Below are 23,248 nucleotides of genomic sequence, written 5' to 3' on the forward strand. Positions count from 1 at the left end.
CGACGCTCACGCCCGGTTGTCTCAACCCCCATGCGGGTCACCATCATCGGCGGCGGAATCCTCGGCACCGCCCACGCCTGGCAGGCGGTGCGCCGCGGCCACGAGGTCGCCCAGCTCGACCGCGAGGTCGAGGCGCGCGGAGCGACCGTGCGCAACTTCGGGCTGGTCTGGGTGTCCGGGCGCTCGTCGGGAGAACTCGACGCCAGCCTGCGCTCGCGCACGCTGTGGGAGGAACTCGGCGCCGAGGTGCCCGGGATCGGGTTCCGTCCCTGCGGGTCGCTGACGCTGCTGCGCACCCCCGCCGAGGTGGCGGTCGCCGAGGAGGTCTGCACCCGCGCCGACACCGGCCGCCGCGGATTCCGGCTGCTCGAACCGGGCGAGGCGCGGCGAATCAACCCGGCGCTGCGCGGCAAATTCCTTGCCGCGCTGCACTGTTCGCGCGACGGTGCGGTCGAGTCCCGCCAGGCGCTACCCGCGATCCGGGCGGCACTGCAGACCAGCGGACGCTACACGTTCGTCCCCGGCGCCGAGGCGCGCACCGTCACCGGCACCCGCGTCGTCGACGACCGCGGCGACAGTCACGACGGCGACGTGGTGATCGTCTGCGCCGGCGCCGCCCACGGCGGTCTGGTCGCCGAACTCGCCGGTCCGCTGCCGGTGCGCCGGGTCCGGCTGCAGATGATGCAGACCGCGCCGCTCGACGAGCCACTGACCACGGCGATCGCCGACGGCGACAGCCTGCGCTACTACCCGGCCTACGCGGGCAACGCACTGGAAGAGTTGCGGCGCAGCGAACACCAGGACCCGATCGCCGCCGAGCACTGCATGCAGCTGCTGTGCGTGCAGCGCCGGCACGGCGGGCTGACCATCGGCGACACCCACGAGTACCGCGAACCGTTCGCGTTCGACGTCGCCGAGGCGCCCTACACCTACCTCGCCGGCGTCGTCGAGGAGCTGCTCGGCCGCCCCCTGCCGCCCATCCGGCAACGGTGGGCCGGCGTGTACAGCCAGTGCGTGGACCCCGGCCGCCTGGTCTACCGCGCCGAGGTGAGCGACAGCGTGTGGGTGGTGACCGGCCCCGGCGGGCGCGGCATGACCCTGGGGCCGGTCATCGGGGAACACACCGCAGACGAGATCGGACTGTAACTGATGCACCACAACACCATTCAGCTCGCCGTCATCGACATGGCCGGCACCACCGTCGCCGACGACGGCCTGGTGGTCGAGGCATTCGAGGCCGCGGCCACCGCGGCCGGGTTGCCGGACGAAGGGCCCGACCGCCAGCGGGCCCGCCAGTACGTGCTCGACACGATGGGCCAATCCAAGATCACGGTCTTCCGCGCGCTGTTCGACGACGAGGCCCGCGCCCAACGCGCCAACGCCGCATTCGAAGAGGCCTACGCCGCGCTCATCGGCGCCGGCCGCGCGGTCCCGATACCCGGCGCCGCCGAATCGCTCTCACGCCTGCGCGACGGCGGCATCCGCGTCGCGCTGACCACCGGCTTCTCCCCCGACACCCAGGCCAAGCTCATCGCGGCACTGGGTTGGCACGACCTCGCCGACCTGGTCCTGGCCCCCGGGCCCGGGGTGCGCGGGCGCCCCTACCCGGACCTGATCCTCACCGCGCTGCTGCGCCTCGGCGCCGACAGCGTGCACGCCGTCGCCGCGCTCGGCGACACCGCCAATGACGTGGAGAGCGCGCTGCGGGCCGGGTGCTCCATCGCCGCAGGCACTCTCACCGGCGCCCACGACGAGCGTCAGCTCGTGGCGGCCGGCGCCACCCACGTCGTCTCCTCCGTCACCGACTTCGCCGACCTCCTCCTGAAAGGCTGAACAATGAAACTGCGCACCGCCCTCGCGACCGTCTCGGTCGCGGCCCTGGCCACCCTCACCGCCGCCTGCGGCGGCACCGGGACCTCCGGTTCGGGTGACGGCACCACGCTGACGGTGTACAGCGCCGACGGCCTGGCCACCTGGTACGAGAGCACGTTCCGGCGGTTCACCGACGAAACCGGGATCAACGTCAACCTGGTCGAAGCCGGCTCCGGAGAGGTGGTGTCGCGGGTGGAGAAGGAGCAGTCCAACCCGCAGGCCGACCTGCTGGTGACGCTGCCGCCGTTCATCCAGAAGGCCGCGCAACTCGAGTTGCTGCAACCCAGCGGCGCCGACACCAGCGGCATCGAGAGCGACCAGGTGGGCCCGGATGCGACGTTCGTGCCGATCGTCGACAACGCGCTGAGCTTCATCGCCAACCCGGGCGCCAACCCCCCGCCGGTGACGTGGGACGACCTGCTCAAGCCCGAGTTCAAGGGCAAGCTGCAGTACTCCACCCCCGGTCAGGCCGGCGACGGGACCGCGGTGCTGGTGCTGCTGCAGCACCTGCGCGGCAAAGAGGGCGCCATGGAGTACCTGAAAGCGCTGCAGGCCAACAACGTCGGGCCCTCCTCGTCGACCGGCAAGCTGCAGCCCAAGGTCAGCAACGGGGAGCTGCTTGTCGCCAACGGCGACGTGCAGATGAACCTCGCCTCGATCAAGGACGACGGCTCCACCTTCACCATCTTCATCCCCGCCGAGGCCGACGGCACCCGCACCAGCGTCTCACTGCCCTACGTCGCCGGGGTCACCGCCGGCGCACCGCACGCCGAGGAGGCCAAGCAGCTGCTGGCGTTCCTGATCTCCGAGGACACCCAGAAGACGGTCGAACCCGAGGCGCTGGGGATGCCGGTGCTGGAGTCGCTGAAGTCCGACGGTGCCGCCGAACCCAACACCCCGGCAGCAGTCCTCGACGGTGTGGACGTCTGGGTGCCGGACTGGAATGCGGTGCTCGCCGACCTGGACGCCGACCTGGCCGCCTACCAGCAGGCCACCGGCAGCTGAGATGGCCGACACCCGCGTCAGCCAGGCCGGCCTGCGTCAGCGCTCAGCGCTCGTCGAACCCGGAAGTGCCGCAATCCTGTTCGACCGGGTCGGCGTCTCCTACGGCCGCGGCCGCAAGCAGACCCACGCGCTGATCGACTTCAACCTGCGGGTCGCCGCCGGCGAGACGGTGGCGCTGCTCGGGCCCAGCGGGTCCGGCAAGTCCACCGCGCTCAACGCGCTGGCCGGGTTCGTCCGCCCCACCTCCGGGCGGGTCCGGCTGGCCGGGCGCGACGTCACCGACCTGCCGCCGGCTCGGCGCGGTATCGGCGTCGTGCTGCAGTCCTACGCACTGTTTCCGCATATGACGGTCGCCGACAACGTCGCGTTCGGGTTGCGGGCGCAGCGGACACCGCGGCACGAGATCGCCTCGCGGGTCGCCGAAGTCCTCGACATGGTGGGCATGTCCGGGTACCTGAAGCGGCTGCCCCGCGAGCTGTCCGGCGGCCAGCAGCAGCGCGTCGCGATCGCCCGGGCCCTGGCCATCAGGCCGGCGGTGCTGCTCCTCGACGAGCCGCTCGCCGCGCTCGACGCGGCGCTGCGCCAGTCGATGCTGGCCGAGCTGCAACTGCTCAAAGAGGCCCTGCCCGACACCGCGATGCTCTACGTCACCCACGACCAGGCCGAAGCGCTGGCGCTGGCGGACCGGATCGTGGTGATGAACGACGCGCGGCTGATGGATGTCGACACCGCCGAGAACCTGTGGAAGCGCCCGCCCACGAGCTTCAGCGCGGCCTTCCTCGGCGGCGCGAACCTGTTGCCGTGCACCGTGGGACGGGTGATCGGCGGCTCGGCGCTGGTCACCGTCGGCTCGCGCACCGTCAACGCCGAGGCCCCGGCGCCGGCGTTCGGCCACGACGACTGGGGCCCCGGATCGGCGGCGCTGCTGTGCGTGCGTCCGCACGCCTTGCAGATCGTCTCCACCCGCGAGAAGGACGCGTTCACCGCCACGGTCAACGCAGCGGTGTGGCGCGGCGCGGTGACCCGGCTGGTGCTGTCGGTGCAGTCACTGCCCGATGTGCTCGTCGACGTCGACGTGCCCGGCCACACCCCCTTCGAGGTGGGCAGCGTCGTCGGGCTGCGCCTACCCGAACCGGCCGGCGTGCTGGTCTCCACGGGAAGCGCGCCGTGACAACGGTTCTCGACCGCGATCTGACGGCACCGCCCGACCCGGCCCCGCCCCGGTCGACCGCATGGCTGTGGGTGCTGCCGCCGCTGGCGCTGGTGCTGCTGGTGGTGCTCTACCCGCTGCTGCGGGTGTTCTGGGAGTCCTCGACCGGCAACTCGTGGGGCGAGGTACTCGGCTCCCAGGTATTCCGCGACGCGTTGTGGCGCACCGTGGCGATTGCGGCGACGTCGACCGCCGGGTGCCTGGTGCTCGGAACCTTCCTGGCGATCGTGCTGGCGTTCGTGCCGTTCCCCGGTTCGGCGTTGGTGGGTCGCCTGATCGACACCGTGCTGGCGCTGCCGTCGTTCCTGATCACCCTGGCGTTCACGTTCCTCTACGGCAGCGCCGGGGCGGTCAACGCGGCGATCTCGGCCCTCACCGGATCGTCCTCTCCCCTCCTGGATTTTCTGTACACCCCGGCCGGCGTCATCACCGCCGAGATCACGTTCTTCACCCCGTTCGTGGTGCGCCCCCTGCTCGCGGCGTTCGCGTTGATCCCCCGGGCCCAGCTCGACGTCGCGGCCAGCCTCGGCGCGTCGCCGCTGACGGTGCTGCGCAGCGTCATCATGCCCGAGGCGTGGCCCGCCCTGGCCGCCGGCGGCAGCCTGGTGCTGTTGTTGACGCTCAACGAGTTCGGCATCGTGCTGTTCACCGGCGCCAAAGGGGTGATCACGCTGCCGGTACTGATCTACACCCGCGGCATCGTCACCTTCGACCTGCCCGGCGCCGCGGTGATCGCAACCGTGCAGGTGGTGCTCTCGTTGCTGCTCTACGGCCTCTACCGGGTGATCTTCGCCCGGCTGACGGCGAGATAGGAGTCGTCGATGTTGCTGTGGAGTCCGCGCAGCCGCGCTGCGGTGCTCACGGTGTTCGCGCTCGTCGTCGCCGTGGTGTTCGTGCTGCCGCTGGGCACCGTGGTGCTGGCCGGGCTGGCCGGTTCCTGGACCGGTCCGCTGCCGTCGAACCTGGGATTGGCGCGGTTCGGCACCGCCCTGTCCGGTGAAGATCTGGCGAGCCTGTCGGTGAGCCTGCAGACCGCATTCCTGGCCGGCGGCATCGCGCTGGTCGTCGGGACCTGGGCGGCGCTCGCGGCCCGCGAAGCACCGGATTGGTTGCGCCGCATCACCGATGCGGTTTTACACCTGCCCATCGCGGTGCCGTCGGTGGCGATCGGGCTGGGGCTGCTGATCGCGTTCAACTCCCGGCCGCTGCTGCTGGGCGGCACCCGCTGGATCGTCATCCTGGCCCACACCGTGCTGGTGCTGGCGTTCGCCTTCAGCGCAGTCTCTGCTGCACTCGACCGCCTCGACCCGGCCTACCGGCAGGCCGCCGAGTCACTGGGCGCCGGCCCGGTGCGGGTGCTGATGCGGATCACGCTGCCGCTGCTGCTGCCCGCGCTCGGGGCGGCGGCCGGGCTGGCGGTGGCGCTGTCCATGGGTGAGCTCGGCGCGACGGTGATGGTCTACCCCGCGACCTGGAAGACGTTGCCGGTGACCATCTTCGGTCTCACCGACCGCGGTCAGGTGTTCCAGGCCGCCGCGAGCACCACACTGCTGCTCGCGGTCACGCTGCTGGCCCTGATCGTGCTCGGCCGCATCCGGGGGCGCGCCGCGCTGCGGTGACTCAGGTCTTGCTGCCGACCGGCGCAGGCCTGCTCCAGATGTCGCCGAACAGATGCCCGGGCAGGTCTGCTTCTTCGGCGATGAACACCGGGTCGGCGCCCGCGTCGGACTGCTGGTGGAAGTCCTTGATCGCGGCGAACGCCCACTTGCCCAGCAGCACGATCGCCACCAGGTTGACCAGCGCCATCAACCCCATCGCCACATCGGCCAGCGCCCACACCGCGGTCAGCTTCGACACCCCGCCCACGCCGATCGCCATCAACACGAAAACCCGGAACACGTTGATGGTCTTGCGGCCGGCGCCGAGGAAGAACAGGTTGATCTCGGCGTAGACGTAGTTGCCCAGCACCGACGAGAACGCGAAGACGAACACCAGCACCGTCATCAACGACACCGTCCACGTGCCGAGGCTGTCGGCGATCGCCGCCTGGGTGAGGGTGGCGCCTTCCACCCGGGTGGGCGTCGCCGGGTCGTAGATGCTGGGCCCGGACACCAGGATGATGAACGCGGTGGCGGTGCAGATGATCATCGTGTCGACGAACACGCCCAGCGACTGGATCAGCCCTTGCTTCACCGGGTGCGACACCGTCGCCGTGGCAGCCACGTTGGGCACGCTGCCCATTCCGGCCTCGTTGGAGAACAGCCCGCGTTTGACACCGTTGAGCAGCGCCGCGGCGATGCCGCCCGCGAAACCGCCGGCCAGTTCGGTCAACCCGAAGGCGCCACCGACGATCTGGATCAGCACCTCCGGCAGATAGCTGATGTTGAGCGCGACGATCACCAACGCCAACAGCGCGTACACCACCGCCATCAGCGGCAGCACGATCTCGGCCACCTGGGCCACGCGGCGCACCCCGCCGAACAGCACCGGCGCCGCCAGGATGACCAGTCCGGCGGTGATCCACCGGACGTCGATGGCGTAGGCACCGTTGACGACGTCGCTGATCGCGTTGGCCTGCACCATGTTGAACGCGATGCCGAACGTGAAGATCAGCAGGATCGCGAAGACGACGCCGCCGGCCCGCGACCCGAGCCCGCGCTGGATGTAGTAGGCCGGGCCGCCGCGGAACGAACCGTCGTCGGCGCGGACCTTGAAGATCTGGCCGAGCGTGGCCTCGATCAGCGCGGTGGCCATACCGATCGCGGCGACGACCCACATCCAGAAGATCGCGCCCGGCCCGCCGACCGTCAGCGCGATGGCGACCCCGGCGATGTTGCCGGTGCCGACGCGGGAGGCGAGGCCGACGCAGAACGCTTGGAACGGTGACACCCCGTCACAGTGGGTGCGGGAGTGGAAGAGCTGGCCGATCATCCGCCGGAAGTAGCGCAGCTGGATGAAGCGGGTGCGGATCGTGAAGTAGAGGCCAACGCCGACCAGAAGGTAGACGAGGATGTAGCTGTACAGCAGGTCGCTGACAGGGTTGATCAGGTGCTCCTGGATGAACTCCACGACCGCTCCCGGTGTCTCGTCGGTGAATCAGTCGTGCCATCGTGTCATCCCGGCGCCGGGGCCGCGCGACATTGCCGTCGGATTCCCGAATCACACGACAGCACAGCGGCGTCACCCGTCAACCTGGCCGCTGGTCACGCGGTGCTGCCACGTCGCGTCGTGGGTCGCGGTCAGCGGCCGTTTCGCTCCCGGTGCTTGCATCCCGGCCAGCAACACGGCCGGCGCTTGCCCTCCTCGAGTTCCTCCTGGGTGCGGCGGATGCGGCGTTCGCGCGTCTTCTGCTGCTTGGCGTCCTCCACCCAGCAGATGAACTCGTTGCGCGCCAGCGGCGTGATGTCCTGCCACGCCGCCAGCGCGGTGTCATTGCCGCTCAACGCCGCCCGCAGGTCAGCGGGCAGTTCGTGCACCACTCCACCTGGAACCGGTTGGCTGCCCATACCGGGCAGGATATCGGCTACCGCCTGGCTCCCTCGAGCGTATGGGCGAGCTCCTCTTCGGCCTCGGGGTCGAACTCGATGTCGTCGTCCCCGCGCAGCCCTGCGTCGGGATCGTCGTAGACGGCGCGGTCCAGCTTGTTCTCGCTCTTGGCCACGATGCAGGTGACGACCGCGTCGCCGGTGATGTTGACCGCGGTGCGGATCATGTCCATCAGCCGGTCCACGCCGAGGATGATCGCCACACCTTCGATCGGCAGACCCACCTGGGTGAGCACCATCGTGAGCATCACCATGCCCACGCCGGGCACCCCGGCCGTGCCGATGGACGCCAGCACCGCCATCGCGATGACGGTGAGGTAACCGGCGATTCCCAGGTCGACGCCGTACACGTTGGCCAGGAACACCGTGGCGACGCCCTGCATGATCGCCGTGCCATCCATGTTGATGGTGGCGCCGAACGGAACCGTGAAGGAGGCAACGGAATTGCCGGCGCCCATCCGCTGGGTCACGGCGCGCAGAGTGATCGGAATGGTGGCGTTCGAGCTGGCGGTCGAGAACGCGAACACCTGCGCGGCGCGGATCTTGCGCATGAACGTCCGGATGTTGAGCCGGGTCAGTGCCCAGTACAACACCATCAGCGTGACGAACAGATGGAACAGCAACGAGCCCACCAGTGTCACCACATAGGCCATCACCGGTTTGAACAGATCGATTCCCTCTTCGGCGAACACCCGAACGATGAGTGCGAAGACACCGTAGGGAGCGACCGCCATCACGATGCTGACGATCTTCATCATCAGCTCGTTCATGAATCCGCAGGCCCTGACGAAGCCCTCGGAACGCTCACCGAGCATCAGCGCGGCGACTCCGACGAGAATCGAGTAGAAGATGATCTGGAGCATCTCGCCCTCGGCGAAGGCCTCGATCGGGTTGGTGGGGATGATGCCGGAGATGACCTCCCAGAACGAGGGCGCCTCTTCGGTTTCGATGCCCGAGGTGTCGACGCCGGTCATGTCGAATCCGCGGCCCGGACCGATCAACTGGGCGATGCCGATGGCCACGCTGATCGCGAGCGCGGTCGTCATCAGGTAGAGCCCGAGCGCCTTGCCGCCGACGCGACCCAGCATCCGGACGTCGCCGATCCCGGTGACGCCGGTGATCAGCGAGAAGATCACCAGCGGCACGACGAGCAGCTTGAGTGCGTTCAGGAAGGCCGTGCCGACCATGTCGAGGAAGCCGTTGACGACGTTGTCACTGATCCACTGATTGCCCAGGACGTTGAAGGCGACCCCCACCGCCAGTCCGGCGACCATGCCGATCGCGACTTTTGCGGTCAGTGAGAGCTTCCGCCGCTCGGGCTCAACTGATGAAGCTGACATGCGTCCTCCCTCGGAAAGGCCAAACCGGATGCGTCAGGCTTCCCAGTTCCACACCGGGTCAGCTGCTGGTCGGACAGATTTAACGGGCACGCCAACGGCGGTAACACCGCGGACATCAAACCGGTCGCAAACGGCACTCGTTTCGGCGGCATCCGACCCGGCAATCTGGTGGGCATGATCGGAAAACTGCACGCCGTCGTCATGGACAGCGCCGACCCGCGCGGGCTCGCTCAATTCTGGGCCGAAGTGCTGGGCGGCCGCGTCGAGGCCGACGACGAAACATGGGTGACCCTCGACGACCCGACCGGGCGCCGGCTCGCCTTCCAGCTCTCCCCCGAGCACGAACCACCGACTTTCCCCGACCCGCACGGCTCCCAGCAGTTCCACCTCGACATCGAGGTCGACGACATCGACCGGGCCGAATCCGATGTGCTCGAGCTGGGCGCCACCCGGGTGACCGACGCGCCAGGCGAGGAGAACTTCCGTGTCTTCCGCGACCCGTCGGGGCATCCGTTCTGCCTGGTTTTCGACATGACGCCCGATTAGCGCCGAGCCCGTCGGGGTACCACGTCGTCATGACAAACCCCGAGCAGAATGTAACGTCGGACCAGACCGCCGAAGAAGATCAGGTGTTGGCGCCGGCGACACCCGGGGCCGAAGCCCTGCCGTTGCCCGACAACGAGGTCGACAAGCCCACCGACCAGTAGGCGGCGGCCAGCGCCGGCCAGTAAGCGGGGCAAGGGCCGGCCGGCTCCGGCACCTGTCGGTTGCCTCCCCGTGCGTAGCCGGCCGCGGCCGGCCCTCCCTCCAGCCGCCTCGCCGAGCGTGAATTCTCTGCGAAGAATCGGCTCGAAAATCGCAACCAGCTCACGCTCGGCGCGCTGGGGCGTGATCCCGGTCGACGCGAGGGCGCGGGATACAAGACGCAAGCGGTTGGCAGGATTGACCCTGTGACCGACCCGCCGCCCCCGCCGCCACCGGCCATGGGCCCACGCGCCGCCGCGGCACTGGTCTTCGGGTCGTCGGCGGCGGTGCTGGTCGTCGAGATCACCGCGCTCCGGCTGCTGGCGCCCTACCTCGGGCTCACGCTGGAGACCAGCACGCTGGTCATCGGCATCGCGCTGGCGGCGATCGCGCTCGGCTCCTGGGCCGGCGGGCGGGCAGCCGACCGCGTCGACCCGCGTCGCCTCATCGCCCCCGCGCTGGGTGTCTCCGGCGTCGTGGTGGCGCTGAGCCCGGCCGTGGTCCGGATGGCCGCGGAATGGGCGCCGCCGCTGCTGATCCTGGTCGCGTCGGCGGCCATCCTCGTCCCGGGTGCGCTGCTCTCGGCAGTGACGCCGATGGTGACCAAGATCCGATTGTTCGATCTGGCCGACACCGGCACCGTGGTGGGCAAGCTTTCCGGCGTCGGCACCGTGGGCGCCATCGCCGGCACCGTCATCACCGGCTTCGTGCTGATCTCGCGGCTGCCGGTCAGCGCCATCCTGGTCGGCCTCGGCGTGCTGCTGGTGATCGGAGCCGCCGTCGTGGAGTGGCGGGCACACGGATGGGTACGGTCGCGCGCCGCCGTGCTGGTCATTGCGCTGACGGTCGCCGCCCTGGCCAGCGCCGTCGCCCCCGGCGGCTGCGACGCCGAGACCAAATACCACTGCGCCGACGTCGTCGCCGACCCAGACCGGGACAGCGGACGCACCCTGGTACTGGACGGACTACGGCACTCCTACGTCGACACCGCCGACCCCACCGTCCTGCAGTACGACTACGTGCGCGCCCTCGCCGCGGTGGTCGACGCGTCGTTTCCCGACCGGGAGACCCTCGAGGCGTACCACCTCGGTGGCGGTGGGCTCACCTTTCCCCGTTATCTCGCCGAGGTCCGGCCCGGCACGCGCAGCGTGGTCTCCGAGATCGACGGCGGCGTCGTCGGACTCGACCGCGACGAGTTCGGCGAGCTGGCCGGCACCGGCATCGACATCCGCGTCGAAGACGGCCGACTGGGTCTGCAGCGCCTCGACACCGACACCCGGGACCTGGTTGTCGGTGATGCGTTCGGCGGTGTCAGCGTGCCGTGGCACCTGACCACCGTCGAGGCCCTGTCGGGGATCCAGCGCGTGCTCGCGCCCGGCGGTGTCTACGCGGCCAATCTGATCGACCACGGCGAGCTGGCGTTCGCCCGCGCCGAGGTCGCCACGGTGGCCGAGGTGTTCGACCACGTCGCGCTGCTGGGCGAACCCACCGATCTGGCCGCCGGCCCGGCAACAGAGCGAGGCGGCAATTTCGTCGTCGTCGCGTCCGACCGGCCGATCTCGGTGCCGGCCCTCCGCGAGGGACTGGCTGCCCGTGACACCGGGTGGACGGCGATCAGCGGTGACGATCTCGCCCGTTGGATCGGCGACACCCAGGTGCTGACCGACGACCATGCTCCGGTCGATCAACTGCTCGAGCCGTTCGGGTCGAGCCGATGAACGTCCGCTGCGGATTCCGTCGCCGAGCCTTCTGACCCCCGCGTGGGAACTTCCACCGTTCGGGACCGGCCTGTTCAGAAGAGCCAGGATGCGAACGATTTCGGGCCAGTTCGGCGAACCGGTGGGCGACCTTCGGATTTCGTACTACCCTGGGCTCGGGTTGAGCTTCCAGCCCGCGACGGCGTCACCGACGCGGGGAAGCCGTCGTAGTCCCCTACAAGGCCGTAGCGACAGGACGCGAAGCATGAGAACGGTCGACGTCGACAACACGTGGGTCCATCCGCCGGTGCCGGGCGACGACCGAAGACGAATCAGCAACGCCACGTTCGCCGTGCGGCCGTGCTCGCGCGACCGGATCGCCGTCGGAGTCCGGGGCGACATCGATGTGGTGAACGGTCGCGACCTGGCCCGCTACGTGGTGCACCACACCCGGGCCTCGCGGCAACTGGTGCTGGATCTGCGTTCGGTCGACTTCTTCGGCACCCAGGGTTTCACCGCGCTCTACTACATCAGCGTGCACTGCGCCCGCACCGACGTCGACTGGGCGATCGTCGGCAGCCGCCACGTGCGCCGGTTGCTGTCGATCTGCGATCCCGGCGGCGAACTTCCGCTGGCGGACAACCTGCGCGCGGCGCTGCGGCGACTCGACCGCATCGCCCACAGTCGCCACCATCGACGCTGGAGTGCGCGGTCGGAAATCCGAACCCCCGACGACGCTCACCACCGCGCCTCCTGACCTCACGGCGTGGCCGGGCCGCCCCGTCCGACCTACCGGGCCACCAGCGTGGCGGCCACGTCGGCCGAGGACGTCAGCTTGAGCTGTGGATCGCCGACGGCCTCGTCGCGCAGCAACCGCACATCGGAGTGGTAGCTCATCGACGTCACCCAGGGCTGACCGGCGCCCTGACGGGGCAGCTGGTCGACGGCGCGCTGGACGTATCCGGCGGAGAAGTCGATGAACGGACGGGTCTGCATGTTCGGATCGTCGGGCACGGGGCACGCGGTGTCATAGCCGTGGGCGTCCATGTGGCTGAGCAGCCGGCAGAAATGCTCGCACAGCAGGCCCACCTTCAACGTCCACGACGAGTTGGTGTAACCGATGGCGTAGGCGAAGTTCGGCACGCCCGAGAGCATCATGCCCTTGTAGGCGACGGTGTCCGGCAGATTCACCGGGGCGCCGTCGACGGTCAGCGACATGCCGCCGAAAGCCTGCATGGTCAATCCCGTTGCGGTGACGATGATGTCGGCGTCCAGTTCACGTCCGGACTCCAACAGGATCCCCGTCTCGGTGAACGTGGTGATCCGGTCGGTGACCACCGAGGCGCTGCCGTCGCTGATCGCGGTGAACAGGTCGGCGTCGGGCACCGCGCACAGGCGCTGATCCCACGGGTTGTAGGTCGGGCTGAAGTGCTCGTCGACGGGGTAGCCGGCGGGCAGCTGCTTGGCGTTCAGCCGACGGATCAGCCGGCGCGCGGCGGCGGGGTGCTGCTGGCAGAACTGGTACACGAAGCGCTGTTTGGCGATGTTCTTGCGACGGGCCAGCGCATATCCGCGCGTGTCGCCGAGCACGGTCTTGGCGATGTTGGCGAACCGGTCTTTCGACGGCACCGGCAGGACGTAGGTCGGTGAGCGCTGCAGCATGGTGACGTGTCCCGCCGTGCCGGCCATCGCCGGCACCAGGGTCACCGCCGTGGCGCCGCTGCCGATGATGACGACCTTCTTGCCGGTGTAGTCGAGGTCCTCCGGCCAGTGCTGGGGATGGACGATGCGGCCGGTGAAGCGTTCGCGGCCCTCGAAGTGCGGGGTGTAGCCCTCGTCGTAGCGGTAGTAGCCGCCGGCGCAGAACAGCCAGTTCGCACTGATCTGGAGGCGTTCTTCGGTGTCGGTCCGTTCGATGTCGACGATCCAGCGGCCCTCGGCGCTGCTCCACTCGGCGCCGAGCACCTTGTGGTGGAACCGGACCTTGTCGTCGATGCCGTTCTCGGCGGCGGTCTCACGCAGATACGCCAGGATCTTGTCGGCGGTGGCGATGGCGTGTTCGTCGCGCCACGGCTTGAACTCGTAACCGAAGGTGTGCAGGTCGGAGTCCGAGCGGATACCGGGATAGCGGAACAGGTCCCAGGTGCCCCCGGTCGCACCGCGCGCCTCGACGATCGCGTACTGCCGATCGGGATGGTGGCGCTGCAGGTAATAGGCGGCGCCGATGCCGGAGATTCCGGCGCCGACGATCAGGACGTCGAGGTGTTGGGGATGGTCCATGGCGGCAGCTCCTGTGCGGGTGGTCGAGCGATGTACCGATCGTCGCGTTCTCGACGCCCCCAGCCAAGGTCAGAACGACCCTGATGCACCGGTTCAGTGGTGCACAATGCACCACTGGACTACGGTCGGAGCATGTCGTCGGCACTCCCCTCACCAGCGGTTCGGGAGCTGATCCGGCAGTGCGCGCAGATCGTCGTCAACGCCCGCCCCGAATGGCTCGACGAACTGGACGCATCCGTGCTGGCGGCCAGCCCGACGATCGCCGCTGACCCCGAGCTCGCCGCGGCGGTCAGCCGGAGCAACCGCGCCAACCTGTTCTTCTGGGGCACCGCCAACATCCGCGACCCCGGGGCCCCGGTCCCGCCCAACACCGGTCCCGAACCGCTGACCATCGCCCGCGAGGTGGTGCGCAGAGGCTTGGACGCGTACTCCCTCGACGCCTACCGGGTGGGGGAAGCCGTGGCGTGGCGGCGGCTGATGGAGATCGCCTTCGAGCTGACCTCCGACCCGGCCGAGCTGCACGAGCTACTCGACGTGTGCTCGCGGTCGATCAGTTCGTTCATCGACGCCACGCTGGCCGGGATCGCGGCGCAGATCGACGCCGAGCGCGACGAACTCACCCGCGGCACGCACGCCGAACGCCGCGAGACGGTGGCGCTGCTGCTCGACGGCGCGCCCATCCCCCGCCGACGGGCCGAGGACCGCCTCGGCTATGCGCTGACCGGACCGCACACCGCCGCGGTGATCTGGAGCGACGATCCGGACGCGGCGCCGCGGCTCGACCGGACCGCCGAGGCGATCGCGCAGGCCGCCGGGGCGGCTCACCACCTCAGCGTGCTCGCCAGCACCGCGACGCGGTGGCTGTGGGTGCCGGGTGTCATCCCGGCCGACGGCGCTTCGGTGCTCCAGGCGGTGCACCCGCCCGAGGGCATCCGAGTCGCCGTAGGGTCCACTGCCCTCGGTCCGGAAGGCTTCCGCCGCAGCCACTTCGACGCGCTGACCACCCAGCAGATGATGGCGCGACTGCGCTCACCACAGCAGCTCGCGTTCTTCGCCGACATCGAACTGGTCGCGCTGGTGACCACGGACCCCGACCGCGCCACCAGCTTCGTCGACCGGGTCCTGGGTGACTTCGCGGCCGCCGAGCCTGACATACAGGACAGCGTGCGGACATTCATTGCCTTGCAGTGCAACGCCTCTCGCGCAGCGGCACGGCTCTACACCCATCGCAACACCCTGCTGCGCCGGCTCGCCCGCGCCGATGAACTGCTGCCTCGGCCGCTGTCCGACAACGTCGTCGACGTCGCGGTGGCGCTGGACGTGCTGCGCTGGCGGGGACGATGAGCCGGACGATGCCGATCACCAGAAGCCGGAGGCCCTACGTCGGGAACGGCTCGGATACCGGGCGCCCCAGCAGGAAGCCCTGACCGTATTCGATGCCCAGCCGGGTCAGGGTGTCGAGCTGGGCGGGTGTCTCGACGGCTTCGGCGACGATCTTCGCTCCGAGCTCTGCGCCCAACGCCTTCAACGCCGTGGCGAAGGCGCGCTTCACGGGATTCTCGTCGATGCCGTCGACCAACTCCCCGTCGATCTTGATGATGTCGGGACGCAGCCGCAAGAGCTGGACGAAGCTGGCGTACCCCGCGCCGGCGTCATCGACGGCCACTGAGACCCCCGCACCGCGCAGCTTCTCCAGATCGGCTCCGAACGACTCGGGAAATGGTTCGTGCTCCGTGACTTCCACGATCAAAGGCCGGTCGACGCTGACCAACAGCTCCTGGATCGACGGGTCCAGAACAGCGCTCGGGCTCAGGTTGACGGCGACCGGATAGCGGTCGGGAATGCGTGTGGCCGCGGTCAGCACCTCCCGCAACGCGGCGTGCTCGATCGCAACACCGCGGCCCAGGCGGCGGGCGGTGGTGAACCACTTCTGCGGTGTCAACGCGGAATCGGGAGGAAAACGCGTCAACCCCTCGTAGGCAAGGGCCTCACCGCTGGCGAGATGAACCATCGGTTGGAAGACCACACTCAGAACGTTCGACTGCGCCAGCAGCGATTCCAGTTCGTCTTGTAATCCACCGACCTCCGCGGTCTCCGGCAGCATCACCGACGCGACGAACCGGGCGGTGAGCGCCCGCTGTCCACGCTCCTCGCTGTCGGTCATCACCTGGGTCAACAGGCTCGAGATCTGAGACTGCGCCCCGATCAACGCCGAGACGAACTCGCTGATCGCGAGCAGTGAATCGAGGTCCTCCTCCGTGAACGCGCCGGGCTCCGCGGCGGCCAACAGCAGAGAGCCGATCGCGTGATCGTTGTAGGTCAACGGAATCGCCGCCCAGGAACGGGTCCCCCACTGCTTGTTCATCGAGCGCACGCGCGCGGTCAGGCGCGAGTCGACCATCGCGTCGGCGATCAGCTGGGGACGTCGCTCGCGCGCGGCGCGTCCCTGCAAGCTGCCTCGCTTGGGCACCACGAAGCCGACCGCCGTGGCGAGCACGCCGTGGGCGGATACGGTGACGTAGGCATTGTCGGTGGCCCGCAGCAGCGTGATCGCAGCGCCGTCGGCCTTGGGCGCGAACGCACATGCCTGCTCCGCGACGCGGCTCACCAACGACGCCGGTTCCAGCGACGCGACCAGAGCCTGGATCACTCTTTCCACGTCACCCCCGTCCCCTGGTCGGGTCGAGGCCGGCCAATTCCTCACTCGGGCACCACACATGATCGACGCCGCGGCCCAGTTCGCTCTGTTGACGACCACAGATTTGCGTGCCTCACGCTACCGAACACACGCAGTCGACGCTGGCCTTCGTCGGATTCGCTGGGGCAGGGCAACCCCGTGCTCTGACCACCACGTAGAGCCTCACGCGATGCGGCCTCGTTTTCATGAAACTTGAGACAGCTCCGACACGACCAGCGCTAATGGGCCGGAGTCAGTCAGCGGGCGCACCAGCTGTGCGGAGGGTGAGTAGTTCGCTCACGGTGACGAATCGGTAGCCGTCGGACTGGAGCCGGTCGATGATCTGCGGGACGGCGGCGCGAGACGCGGCACGGCTTTCCAGCATGACGTGCAGCAGGATGATCGAGCCCGGGCGGACGCTTTCCACGGTGTCGCCGACGATCTGGCCGGTGGTGGGATTGCCTGCCGAATCTGGTTCCAGATCCCAGGTGATTGTGGTGCGGCTGTGTTCGGCGAGGTAGTGCGGGAGCGCCCAGAGCTTCTTGCCGTACGGCGGTCGAAATGTCACCGGACCGCGATAGCCAGTGCGTGCGATGGCTTCGTCGGTGCGCTCTATTTCGCCGGCAACGGTGGCACCGGAGACGAACACCATTCGGCGGTGGGTGTAGGTGTGGTTTCCGATTTCGTGTCCTGCGCGCACAATCGCCGCACCTTGGTCGGGGTGGCGGTCCAGGTCGGCGCCGTTGAGGTAGAACGTCGCCGGGATATCCGCTGTGGCCAGTGCGTCGAGGATGTCTGGTGTCCATTCGGTGGGGCCGTCGTCCAAGGTCAGCGCCACCACCTTGTCAGTGGTGTCGACCCGGTCGATGATCTCACCGGCTAGTTGAAAGGTCCGAGACGTGGCCAAGGTGTAGCCGGCGAACGTGGCCGCGAGCAGCATTACCAGCGCGATCGATGTTGCGATAACCCATTTCCGCACGACATCCGTGTCTACCAGCACACCGGCAAAATGATCTTGGTCGTTCATCGCCGACAGGGCTGCGTGGAATTTCGCCACGTGTCGCTTCCAGGAATGTGGACGGCTCACATCTTGTCTCCGAGCCCCCCGTCGTCTCCTCACGTATCGGTACGGGCGGTGGCCGGCGAATTCTCGGTGAACGCGTCGCTGTGGCTGGTTGCCCATTCCACGTAGGTGGTGGCTGGGCGGCCGGTGATTCGTTCCACGGCGTCGGTGACGACGGCTGGCTCGGTGACCTCGAAGGCCCATTGCCCCATGAGTAGCTCGAGGTATTCCGGAGGCAGGATTCGTCCGTAGAGTACGCGGGCCTCGGTGTCTGGGATCTCGATGACGTCAATCGTTTTGCCGATGGCCTGACTGATGATTTCGACCTGCTCGCGCATTGTCAGCGAGTGCGGTCCGGTGAGGACGATCTTCTGACCGTCCAACTGCTGCGAGGTCAGTGCGTGTACAGCGACCGTGGCAATGTCCTCGTCGGCGATGGGCGCCTGCTGGGATTGCGGGAACGGCAGACGCACCCGCTCTTCGGAGCGGATCTGGTTGGCCCAGAACCGAATCGCGTTGCGGGCGAACGCGCCGGGGCGCAGGCAGACGGTGGTGAATCCCCCGTCGTGCATGGCGTTCTCCACCGCGAGGTGACGTTGCTTGTTGTACTCGACGAATGGTTCGTTACGGGTGGTGTCGATCGTGGAGAGCACCACCACCTTGCGCACCCCGGCGGCGCGCATCTCGGCGGCAAGTCCCGGCAGGGTCTCTGGTTGGGCGAAGCTGTAGAGGAAGACCGCGTCCACGCCATCGAGTGCAGGCCTCAACGTGTGCGGATGATCAAGGTCGCCGGCCACGGTCTCGGCCCACGGCCAGCGCTGGGCAGCTGGGTGGCGGCAGGTCGCACGCACAGCCACTCCCGTGTCGCGCAGTCGATCGACGATGCAGCCCCCGACACCGCCGCGGGCTCCGGTCACCAGTACGCGCATGACAACGCCCTTTCGTCGAAAGACTGGTCGATTTCGACTGTAGAAGCGGCAAAGCATGCACACCAACAATGATTGCTGATGTGCGATATTCATCTGGTGAATCTCGCGTCGGTTGATCTGAACCTGCTGGTGGTCTTGGATGCCGTACTCGACGAGCGCAGCGCCACCAGGGCCGCCGCGCGGCTTCACACCACCCAGCCAACGGTGTCGAACGCATTGGCACGTTTACGTCTGCTGCTCGGTGACCCTCTGGTGGTGCGATCCGGTCGCGGTCTGAGCCCGACCCCCGCCGCTCTCGCCATTCAGCCGCGCCTCAAGGAGGCGCTGGGACTGCTGGACGGAATCGTGCACGACCTCGACGACTTCGAGCTGGCGTCGACCACCCGCGAATGGGTCATCGCCTTCGCCGAGCTGTACGGCCCGCTACTTCTTCCCGAACTCCACCATCGGCTCCAACGGGACGCCCCGCGATCCTCCCTGCGCGTCATGGCCCTGGATCGCATCGCCGTCACCGACGCCCTGGCCACCGGTGAGCTCGACCTGTACCTCGGCATCCCCACCACCACCTCACCGGCATGGCGATCGGAGCCGGTGTTCTCTGACGACATCGTCGGCATCGTTGCCCGCGATCACCCCGCAGCGAGCACGCCCATGACACTCGAACGGTTCGTGGACCTGCCTCATGCCAATGTCGAAATCACCTCGGGCCGCGGTCGCGAAGTCGACGACGCCCTGGCCCGGCTGGGCTTGACACGCAACATTCAACTGACCATGCCGTACTACAGCGCGCTGGTCGCTGTCGTGGAGAACGGGCACTGCGTAGCCACCGTGCCGCGCCGGCTGGCACACCACCACGCCGGGCAGTCAGCACTGCACATCTTCGAACTACCGCTGGTACTACCGGAATACGAGATTCGTCTGCACTGGCACACCCGCGTCGACAACGACCCAGGCGTAGCCGCTCTCAGAAGAATGATCCACGACACCCTCGAGCCCGTCACGTGAGCAGACAGCCGTCTCAGATCTGGAGAACCGAGACTCTCCTGAAGTCCGCCTCCCCACCGGGGCTGGCCTCCCGAGATCAGTCCTGAAAGAACCCGCCCACAAGCACAAAGGTCACGAACCATTTCTGGTTCGTGACCTCATGCGTCGCAGTTCGTAGAACCGCTCAAATGTGGGCGAAGGGGGACTTGAACCCCCACGTCCCGAAGGACACTGGCACCTGAAGCCAGCGCGTCTGCCATTCCGCCACTCGCCCGAACAACCGGGGGAGCCTATCACGCAGGCAACCCCGGGACCCAACCGTACTGGGCGAGCACCCCGAACGCCAAAACGGCTCGTCACACCCGCTTGACCTGCGGCGATGTGATTCTCAGAGTTCCGTTGGTCCCGCAGTGCCAGACATGGCCGATACCATGCATCTGAGCGTCGCTGCCAGTCGACACGCTGGGGGCGTCAACAGTCTGTGCACGAACAGCTCACGACGTGAAGGAGGCGGGCGGGTAGATGGGGTTGGTCGACCGCTTCGAGCGAAAACTCGAGGACAAGGTCGGCGACGCCTTCGCCCGGGTGTTCGGTGGCTCGATCGTTCCGGCCGAGGTCGAGACGCTGCTGCGGCGCGAGGCCGAGAGCAGCGCCCGCGAAGTCGGCCGCGGTCGCATTTTGGCCCCGAACGACTACGTCATTACCCTCAGTGTGCCCGACTACCACAAGGTGAGTGCCGATCCGGACATCACCGCGACCACGTTCGCCAAGCACCTGGAGGGATACATCCATGAGCAGGGGTGGCAAACGTATGGTGATGTGGTCGTCAGATTCGAGCAGTCACCGAGCCTGCACACCGGACAGTTTCGCGCGCGTGGGGCGGTCAATCCCGACACGACCAACGACGTGCCCGCCCCTCCACCTCGAGAACTCTCGTCCCCCGCAGAACCAGGAGTACCACCGATGAGCGACAACCCGACCTACCGCGGCGGCCAGGGTCCCGGCCAGGGCCGGCCCGCCGACGAGTATTACGACGAGCGCTACAACCGGCCGGAGGATCAGCGCGGCGGTCACTACCCGCCGTCCGAGCAGGGTGGCTATCCCCCGCAGGGCGAGCCGAACTACCCGCCGCGCGGCGGCTACCCGGACCAGGGCGGCTACCCCGAGCAGGGCGGCTACCCGGACCAGGGCTACCGGCAGGCGCCGGGCGGTTACGGACCGCCCCCCGGGTACGGCCCTCCGTCCAACGACTACGACTACGGCCGTCCCCCCGGACGCCCCGACGACGGCGGCTACCCCCCGCAGGGCCGTCCCGGCTACCCGGACCAGGGTGGCTACCCCGACCACGGCGGATATCCGGATCAGGGTGGCTATCCCGACCAGGGCGGTTACGGCGGCCAGGGTTACGGCGGGCGCCAGGATTACGCCCAGCCGGACTACGGCCGCTACGGCGAAGCCCCGGGTGGCTATCCCGAGCAGGGTTACGGCGACGGCGGTTACGGCGCTCCCGCCGGCTACGGCCAGGGCTACGGAGCGGGCCAGGGCGACTACTCTGCCGCCGGCGCCACGGTGACCCTGCAGTTGGACGACGGCAGCGGCCGCACCTACCAACTCCGCGAGGGCGCCAACGTGATCGGCCGCGGTCAGGACGCTCAGTTCCGGTTGCCCGACACGGGTGTGTCCCGTCGGCACCTGGAAATCCGCTGGGACGGTCAGGTCGCGCTATTGTCTGACCTCAACTCCACCAACGGCACGACGGTGAACAACGCCCCGGTCCAGGAGTGGCAGCTGGCCGACGGCGACGTCATCCGGCTGGGACACTCCGAGATCATCGTCCGCGTTCACTGAGGGTCGGAGCGCCCGGCAACGCCGGGAAAGCGGTCGGTGTGACCTTCGCGTCGATCGACACCACAGTATGGTGACGATGCCGGAGGCAGGCATGGCGCGCTTGCGCGGGGGGCCTCACCAGGCCGACGAGCGGTGTGACCGGGCGGAGCGCTTGCGCGGGGTTTATCACCGGGACGGAGAGGACGTCAGATGCAGGGGCTGGTACTGCAGCTGACCCGTGTCGGCTTCCTGTTGCTGTTGTGGCTGTTCATCTGGTCGGTGCTGCGGATTCTGCGCACCGACATCTATGCGCCGACCGGCGCGGTGATGGTGCGTCGTGGCCTGGCTCTGCGGGGGTCCATCCTGCCCAGCCGGGGCGGACGCAACGTGCCCCGCCAGCTGGTGGTGATCGAGGGCGCGCTCAAGGGCACCCGGATTCCGCTGGGTACCCAGCCGGTTCTGATCGGCCGGGCTGACGACTCCACCCTGGTGTTGACCGACGACTACGCTTCCACCCGCCACGCCCGACTCTCGCCGCGAGGTCCGGAGTGGTATGTAGAGGACCTAGGATCAACCAACGGTACATACCTCGACAGGGCGAAGGTGACGACGGCGGTACGAGTTCCGATGGGCACCCCCGTGCGGATCGGCAAGACGGTGATAGAGCTGCGCCCGTGACGCTCGTGCTTCGATACGCCGCGCGCAGCGATCGCGGGCTGGTGCGCGCCAACAACGAGGACTCGGTCTACGCCGGGGCCAGGCTGCTGGCGCTGGCCGACGGGATGGGCGGGCACGCCGCCGGTGAGATCGCCTCCCAACTCGTCATCGCCGCGCTGGCCCACCTCGATGACGACGAGCCCGGCGGAGACCTGCTCAGCAAGCTCGACGCCGCCGTCCGGGAGGGCAACTCGGCGATCGCCGCGCACATCGACGCCGACCCCGAGCTCGACGGCATGGGCACCACGCTCACGGCGATCCTGTTCGCGGGTAACCGCCTGGGCCTGGTGCACATCGGCGACTCCCGGGGCTATCTGCTGCGCGACGGCGAGCTCACCCAGATCACCAAGGACGACTCGTTCGTCCAGACCCTCGTCGACGAGGGCCGCATCACCGCCGAGGAGGCGCACAGCCACCCGCAGCGGTCGTTGATCATGAAAGCGCTGACCGGCCACGAGGTCGAGCCGGCGCTGATCATGCGGGAGGCACGCGCCGGCGACCGCTACATGCTGTGCACCGATGGACTGTCCGACCCGGTCAGCCAGGAGACGATCCTCGACGCGCTGCAGATCGAGGACACCGCCGAAAGCGCCGACCGGCTCATCGAGCTGGCGCTGCGCGGCGGCGGCCCGGACAACGTCACGGTGGTCGTGGCCGACGTGGTCGACTACGACTACGGCCAGACGCAGCCCATCCTGGCCGGCGCCGTCTCCGGCGTCGACGACCAGAGCGCGCCGCCGGACACCGCGGCGGGCCGCGCATCGGCGTTCAACCCGAAACGCACTGCCGCCAAACGCGTGGTGCAGCAGCCCGAGGAGCCGCCGCCGCGCCCCAAGTCACGGCGCCGCATGTACATCGCAGCGGCCGTGCTGGTCCTGGTGGTGCTCGCAGGTCTGGCCGTAGCCCGTGAAATCGTGCGCAGCAACTACTACGTCGGCGAACACGAGGGCACCGTCTCCATCCTGCGGGGCGTGCAGGGTTCCTTTCTCGGACTCTCGCTGCAGGAGCCTTATCTTCTCGGCTGTCTGAACTCGCGCAACGAACTGTCGTTGATCAGCGCCGATCAATCTCAGCAGAACCTGAACTGCCGGCTGCTCGGCGTCAGCGACATGCGGCCCTCCGAGCGCGCCCAGGTGATCGCCGGGCTGCCCTCGGGCACCCTCGACGACGCGATCCGCCAGATCGAGGAGCTGTCCCGCAGCTCCGTGCTGCCGATCTGCGCGCCGCCGGCCCCGACGACCTCCAGCAGGCCCCCCGCCACGCCGCGTCCGGGCCCCGCCCCGACCAACGGCACCCGAGCACCCGCGACCACGACGCCGCCCACCACGACGGCGGGCGCGCCCAGCCCCACCCGCGGC

The 23,248-nt window shown here is 68.6% G+C and carries 22 protein-coding genes and 1 tRNA gene; 15 read left to right on the top strand and 8 right to left on the bottom strand.

Annotated elements, in window-relative coordinates:
* Positions 1 to 30 precede the first annotated feature (30 nt).
* From J3476_RS22465 to J3476_RS22490, 6 genes are read left to right on the top strand one after another with little or no spacing between them, the layout of a single operon-like run.
* Complete coding sequence (locus J3476_RS22465; protein ID WP_207068557.1) at positions 31 to 1,146, top strand: TIGR03364 family FAD-dependent oxidoreductase; 1,116 nt, start codon at positions 31 to 33, stop codon at positions 1,144 to 1,146.
* A gap of 3 nt (positions 1,147 to 1,149) precedes the next feature.
* On the top strand, positions 1,150 to 1,833 hold the full coding sequence (locus J3476_RS22470; RefSeq protein WP_207068558.1) for a phosphonatase-like hydrolase: 684 nt from the start codon (positions 1,150 to 1,152) through the stop codon (positions 1,831 to 1,833).
* A gap of 3 nt (positions 1,834 to 1,836) precedes the next feature.
* On the top strand, positions 1,837 to 2,877 hold the full coding sequence (locus tag J3476_RS22475; RefSeq protein WP_207068559.1) for a 2-aminoethylphosphonate ABC transporter substrate-binding protein: 1,041 nt from the start codon (positions 1,837 to 1,839) through the stop codon (positions 2,875 to 2,877).
* A 1-nt stretch (position 2,878) separates the two neighbouring features.
* On the top strand, positions 2,879 to 4,048 hold the full coding sequence (locus tag J3476_RS22480; RefSeq protein ID WP_207068560.1) for an ABC transporter ATP-binding protein: 1,170 nt from the start codon (positions 2,879 to 2,881) through the stop codon (positions 4,046 to 4,048).
* Entirely contained in the window at positions 4,045 to 4,899 is an 855-nt protein-coding gene (locus J3476_RS22485; protein WP_207068561.1) for a 2-aminoethylphosphonate ABC transporter permease subunit, read from the top strand. The genes J3476_RS22480 and J3476_RS22485 overlap by 4 nt, the downstream gene beginning before the upstream one ends.
* 9 nt (positions 4,900 to 4,908) lie before the next feature.
* A complete protein-coding gene (locus J3476_RS22490) occupies positions 4,909 to 5,706 on the top strand; it encodes an ABC transporter permease (RefSeq protein WP_207068562.1) in 798 nt (265 codons plus the stop codon).
* A 1-nt stretch (position 5,707) separates the two neighbouring features.
* Here J3476_RS22490 and J3476_RS22495 read toward each other — a convergent pair whose 3' ends face one another.
* From J3476_RS22495 to J3476_RS22505, 3 genes are all read right to left on the bottom strand, one after another.
* A complete protein-coding gene (locus J3476_RS22495) occupies positions 5,708 to 7,156 on the bottom strand; it encodes a sodium:alanine symporter family protein (RefSeq protein WP_207068563.1) in 1,449 nt (482 codons plus the stop codon).
* Positions 7,157 to 7,326: 170 nt separating this feature from the next.
* On the bottom strand, positions 7,327 to 7,593 hold the full coding sequence (locus J3476_RS22500) for a YdeI/OmpD-associated family protein (protein WP_152514851.1): 267 nt from the start codon (positions 7,591 to 7,593) through the stop codon (positions 7,327 to 7,329).
* A gap of 17 nt (positions 7,594 to 7,610) precedes the next feature.
* A complete protein-coding gene (locus J3476_RS22505; RefSeq protein ID WP_207068564.1) occupies positions 7,611 to 8,972 on the bottom strand; it encodes a dicarboxylate/amino acid:cation symporter in 1,362 nt (453 codons plus the stop codon).
* Between the two features lie 174 nt (positions 8,973 to 9,146).
* Here J3476_RS22505 and J3476_RS22510 point away from each other — a divergent pair, with 174 nt between their 5' ends.
* From J3476_RS22510 to J3476_RS22520, 4 genes are all read left to right on the top strand, one after another.
* The gene (locus J3476_RS22510) at positions 9,147 to 9,518 is read left to right on the top strand and encodes a VOC family protein (protein ID WP_207068565.1); all 372 of its coding nucleotides are present in this window, start codon (positions 9,147 to 9,149) and stop codon (positions 9,516 to 9,518) included.
* Between the two features lie 29 nt (positions 9,519 to 9,547).
* On the top strand, positions 9,548 to 9,679 hold the full coding sequence (locus J3476_RS28025; RefSeq protein WP_286183552.1) for a hypothetical protein: 132 nt from the start codon (positions 9,548 to 9,550) through the stop codon (positions 9,677 to 9,679).
* Between the two features lie 243 nt (positions 9,680 to 9,922).
* Positions 9,923 to 11,434: a fused MFS/spermidine synthase gene (locus J3476_RS22515; RefSeq protein ID WP_286183553.1), complete on the top strand. Its 1,512-nt coding sequence runs from the start codon at positions 9,923 to 9,925 to the stop codon at positions 11,432 to 11,434.
* Between the two features lie 244 nt (positions 11,435 to 11,678).
* Complete coding sequence (locus J3476_RS22520) at positions 11,679 to 12,170, top strand: STAS domain-containing protein (protein ID WP_207068566.1); 492 nt, start codon at positions 11,679 to 11,681, stop codon at positions 12,168 to 12,170.
* A gap of 32 nt (positions 12,171 to 12,202) precedes the next feature.
* Here J3476_RS22520 and J3476_RS22525 read toward each other — a convergent pair whose 3' ends face one another.
* Positions 12,203 to 13,756 carry an NAD(P)/FAD-dependent oxidoreductase gene (locus tag J3476_RS22525; protein WP_286183562.1) on the bottom strand — a complete coding sequence of 518 codons (1,554 nt, stop codon included), beginning with the start codon at positions 13,754 to 13,756 and terminating at the stop codon, positions 12,203 to 12,205.
* 69 nt (positions 13,757 to 13,825) lie between these two features.
* On the opposite strand from J3476_RS22525, the gene J3476_RS22530 reads away from it, so the two are divergent.
* Positions 13,826 to 15,037 carry a CdaR family transcriptional regulator gene (locus tag J3476_RS22530; RefSeq protein WP_207068568.1) on the top strand — a complete coding sequence of 404 codons (1,212 nt, stop codon included), beginning with the start codon at positions 13,826 to 13,828 and terminating at the stop codon, positions 15,035 to 15,037.
* 34 nt (positions 15,038 to 15,071) lie between these two features.
* Here the strand turns inward: J3476_RS22530 and J3476_RS22535 are convergent, their stop codons facing one another.
* The 3 genes from J3476_RS22535 to J3476_RS22545 form a co-directional block, all read right to left on the bottom strand.
* Positions 15,072 to 16,352, bottom strand: coding sequence for an EAL domain-containing protein (locus J3476_RS22535; protein ID WP_207068569.1), 1,281 nt, complete (start codon positions 16,350 to 16,352; stop codon positions 15,072 to 15,074).
* Between the two features lie 271 nt (positions 16,353 to 16,623).
* Positions 16,624 to 17,349 carry a polysaccharide deacetylase family protein gene (locus tag J3476_RS22540; RefSeq protein ID WP_286183557.1) on the bottom strand — a complete coding sequence of 242 codons (726 nt, stop codon included), beginning with the start codon at positions 17,347 to 17,349 and terminating at the stop codon, positions 16,624 to 16,626.
* A gap of 137 nt (positions 17,350 to 17,486) precedes the next feature.
* On the bottom strand, positions 17,487 to 18,551 hold the full coding sequence (locus J3476_RS22545; RefSeq protein WP_286183558.1) for an SDR family oxidoreductase: 1,065 nt from the start codon (positions 18,549 to 18,551) through the stop codon (positions 17,487 to 17,489).
* Here J3476_RS22545 and J3476_RS22550 point away from each other — a divergent pair.
* Positions 18,441 to 19,367, top strand: a complete 927-nt coding sequence (locus J3476_RS22550) for a LysR family transcriptional regulator (protein WP_286183559.1) — start codon at positions 18,441 to 18,443, stop codon at positions 19,365 to 19,367. The two genes, J3476_RS22545 and J3476_RS22550, sit on opposite strands and share 111 nt — an antisense overlap.
* A 170-nt stretch (positions 19,368 to 19,537) precedes the next feature.
* Here the strand turns inward: J3476_RS22550 and J3476_RS22555 are convergent.
* A tRNA-Leu gene (locus tag J3476_RS22555) sits at positions 19,538 to 19,620 on the bottom strand.
* Positions 19,621 to 19,868: 248 nt separating this feature from the next.
* On the opposite strand from J3476_RS22555, the gene J3476_RS22560 reads away from it, so the two are divergent.
* From J3476_RS22560 to J3476_RS22570, 3 genes are all read left to right on the top strand, one after another.
* Positions 19,869 to 21,194, top strand: a complete 1,326-nt coding sequence (locus J3476_RS22560; RefSeq protein WP_207068572.1) for an FhaA domain-containing protein — start codon at positions 19,869 to 19,871, stop codon at positions 21,192 to 21,194.
* A 189-nt stretch (positions 21,195 to 21,383) separates the two neighbouring features.
* On the top strand, positions 21,384 to 21,851 hold the full coding sequence (locus tag J3476_RS22565) for an FHA domain-containing protein (protein WP_152514838.1): 468 nt from the start codon (positions 21,384 to 21,386) through the stop codon (positions 21,849 to 21,851).
* Positions 21,848 to 23,248: PP2C family serine/threonine-protein phosphatase (locus tag J3476_RS22570; protein ID WP_207068573.1), on the top strand; the 1,401-nt coding region annotated here is incomplete at its 3' end. The genes J3476_RS22565 and J3476_RS22570, both read left to right, overlap by 4 nt.

It is taken from the genome of Mycobacterium sp. PO1 (assembly GCF_017312405.1).
Lineage (GTDB): Bacteria > Actinomycetota > Actinomycetes > Mycobacteriales > Mycobacteriaceae > Mycobacterium.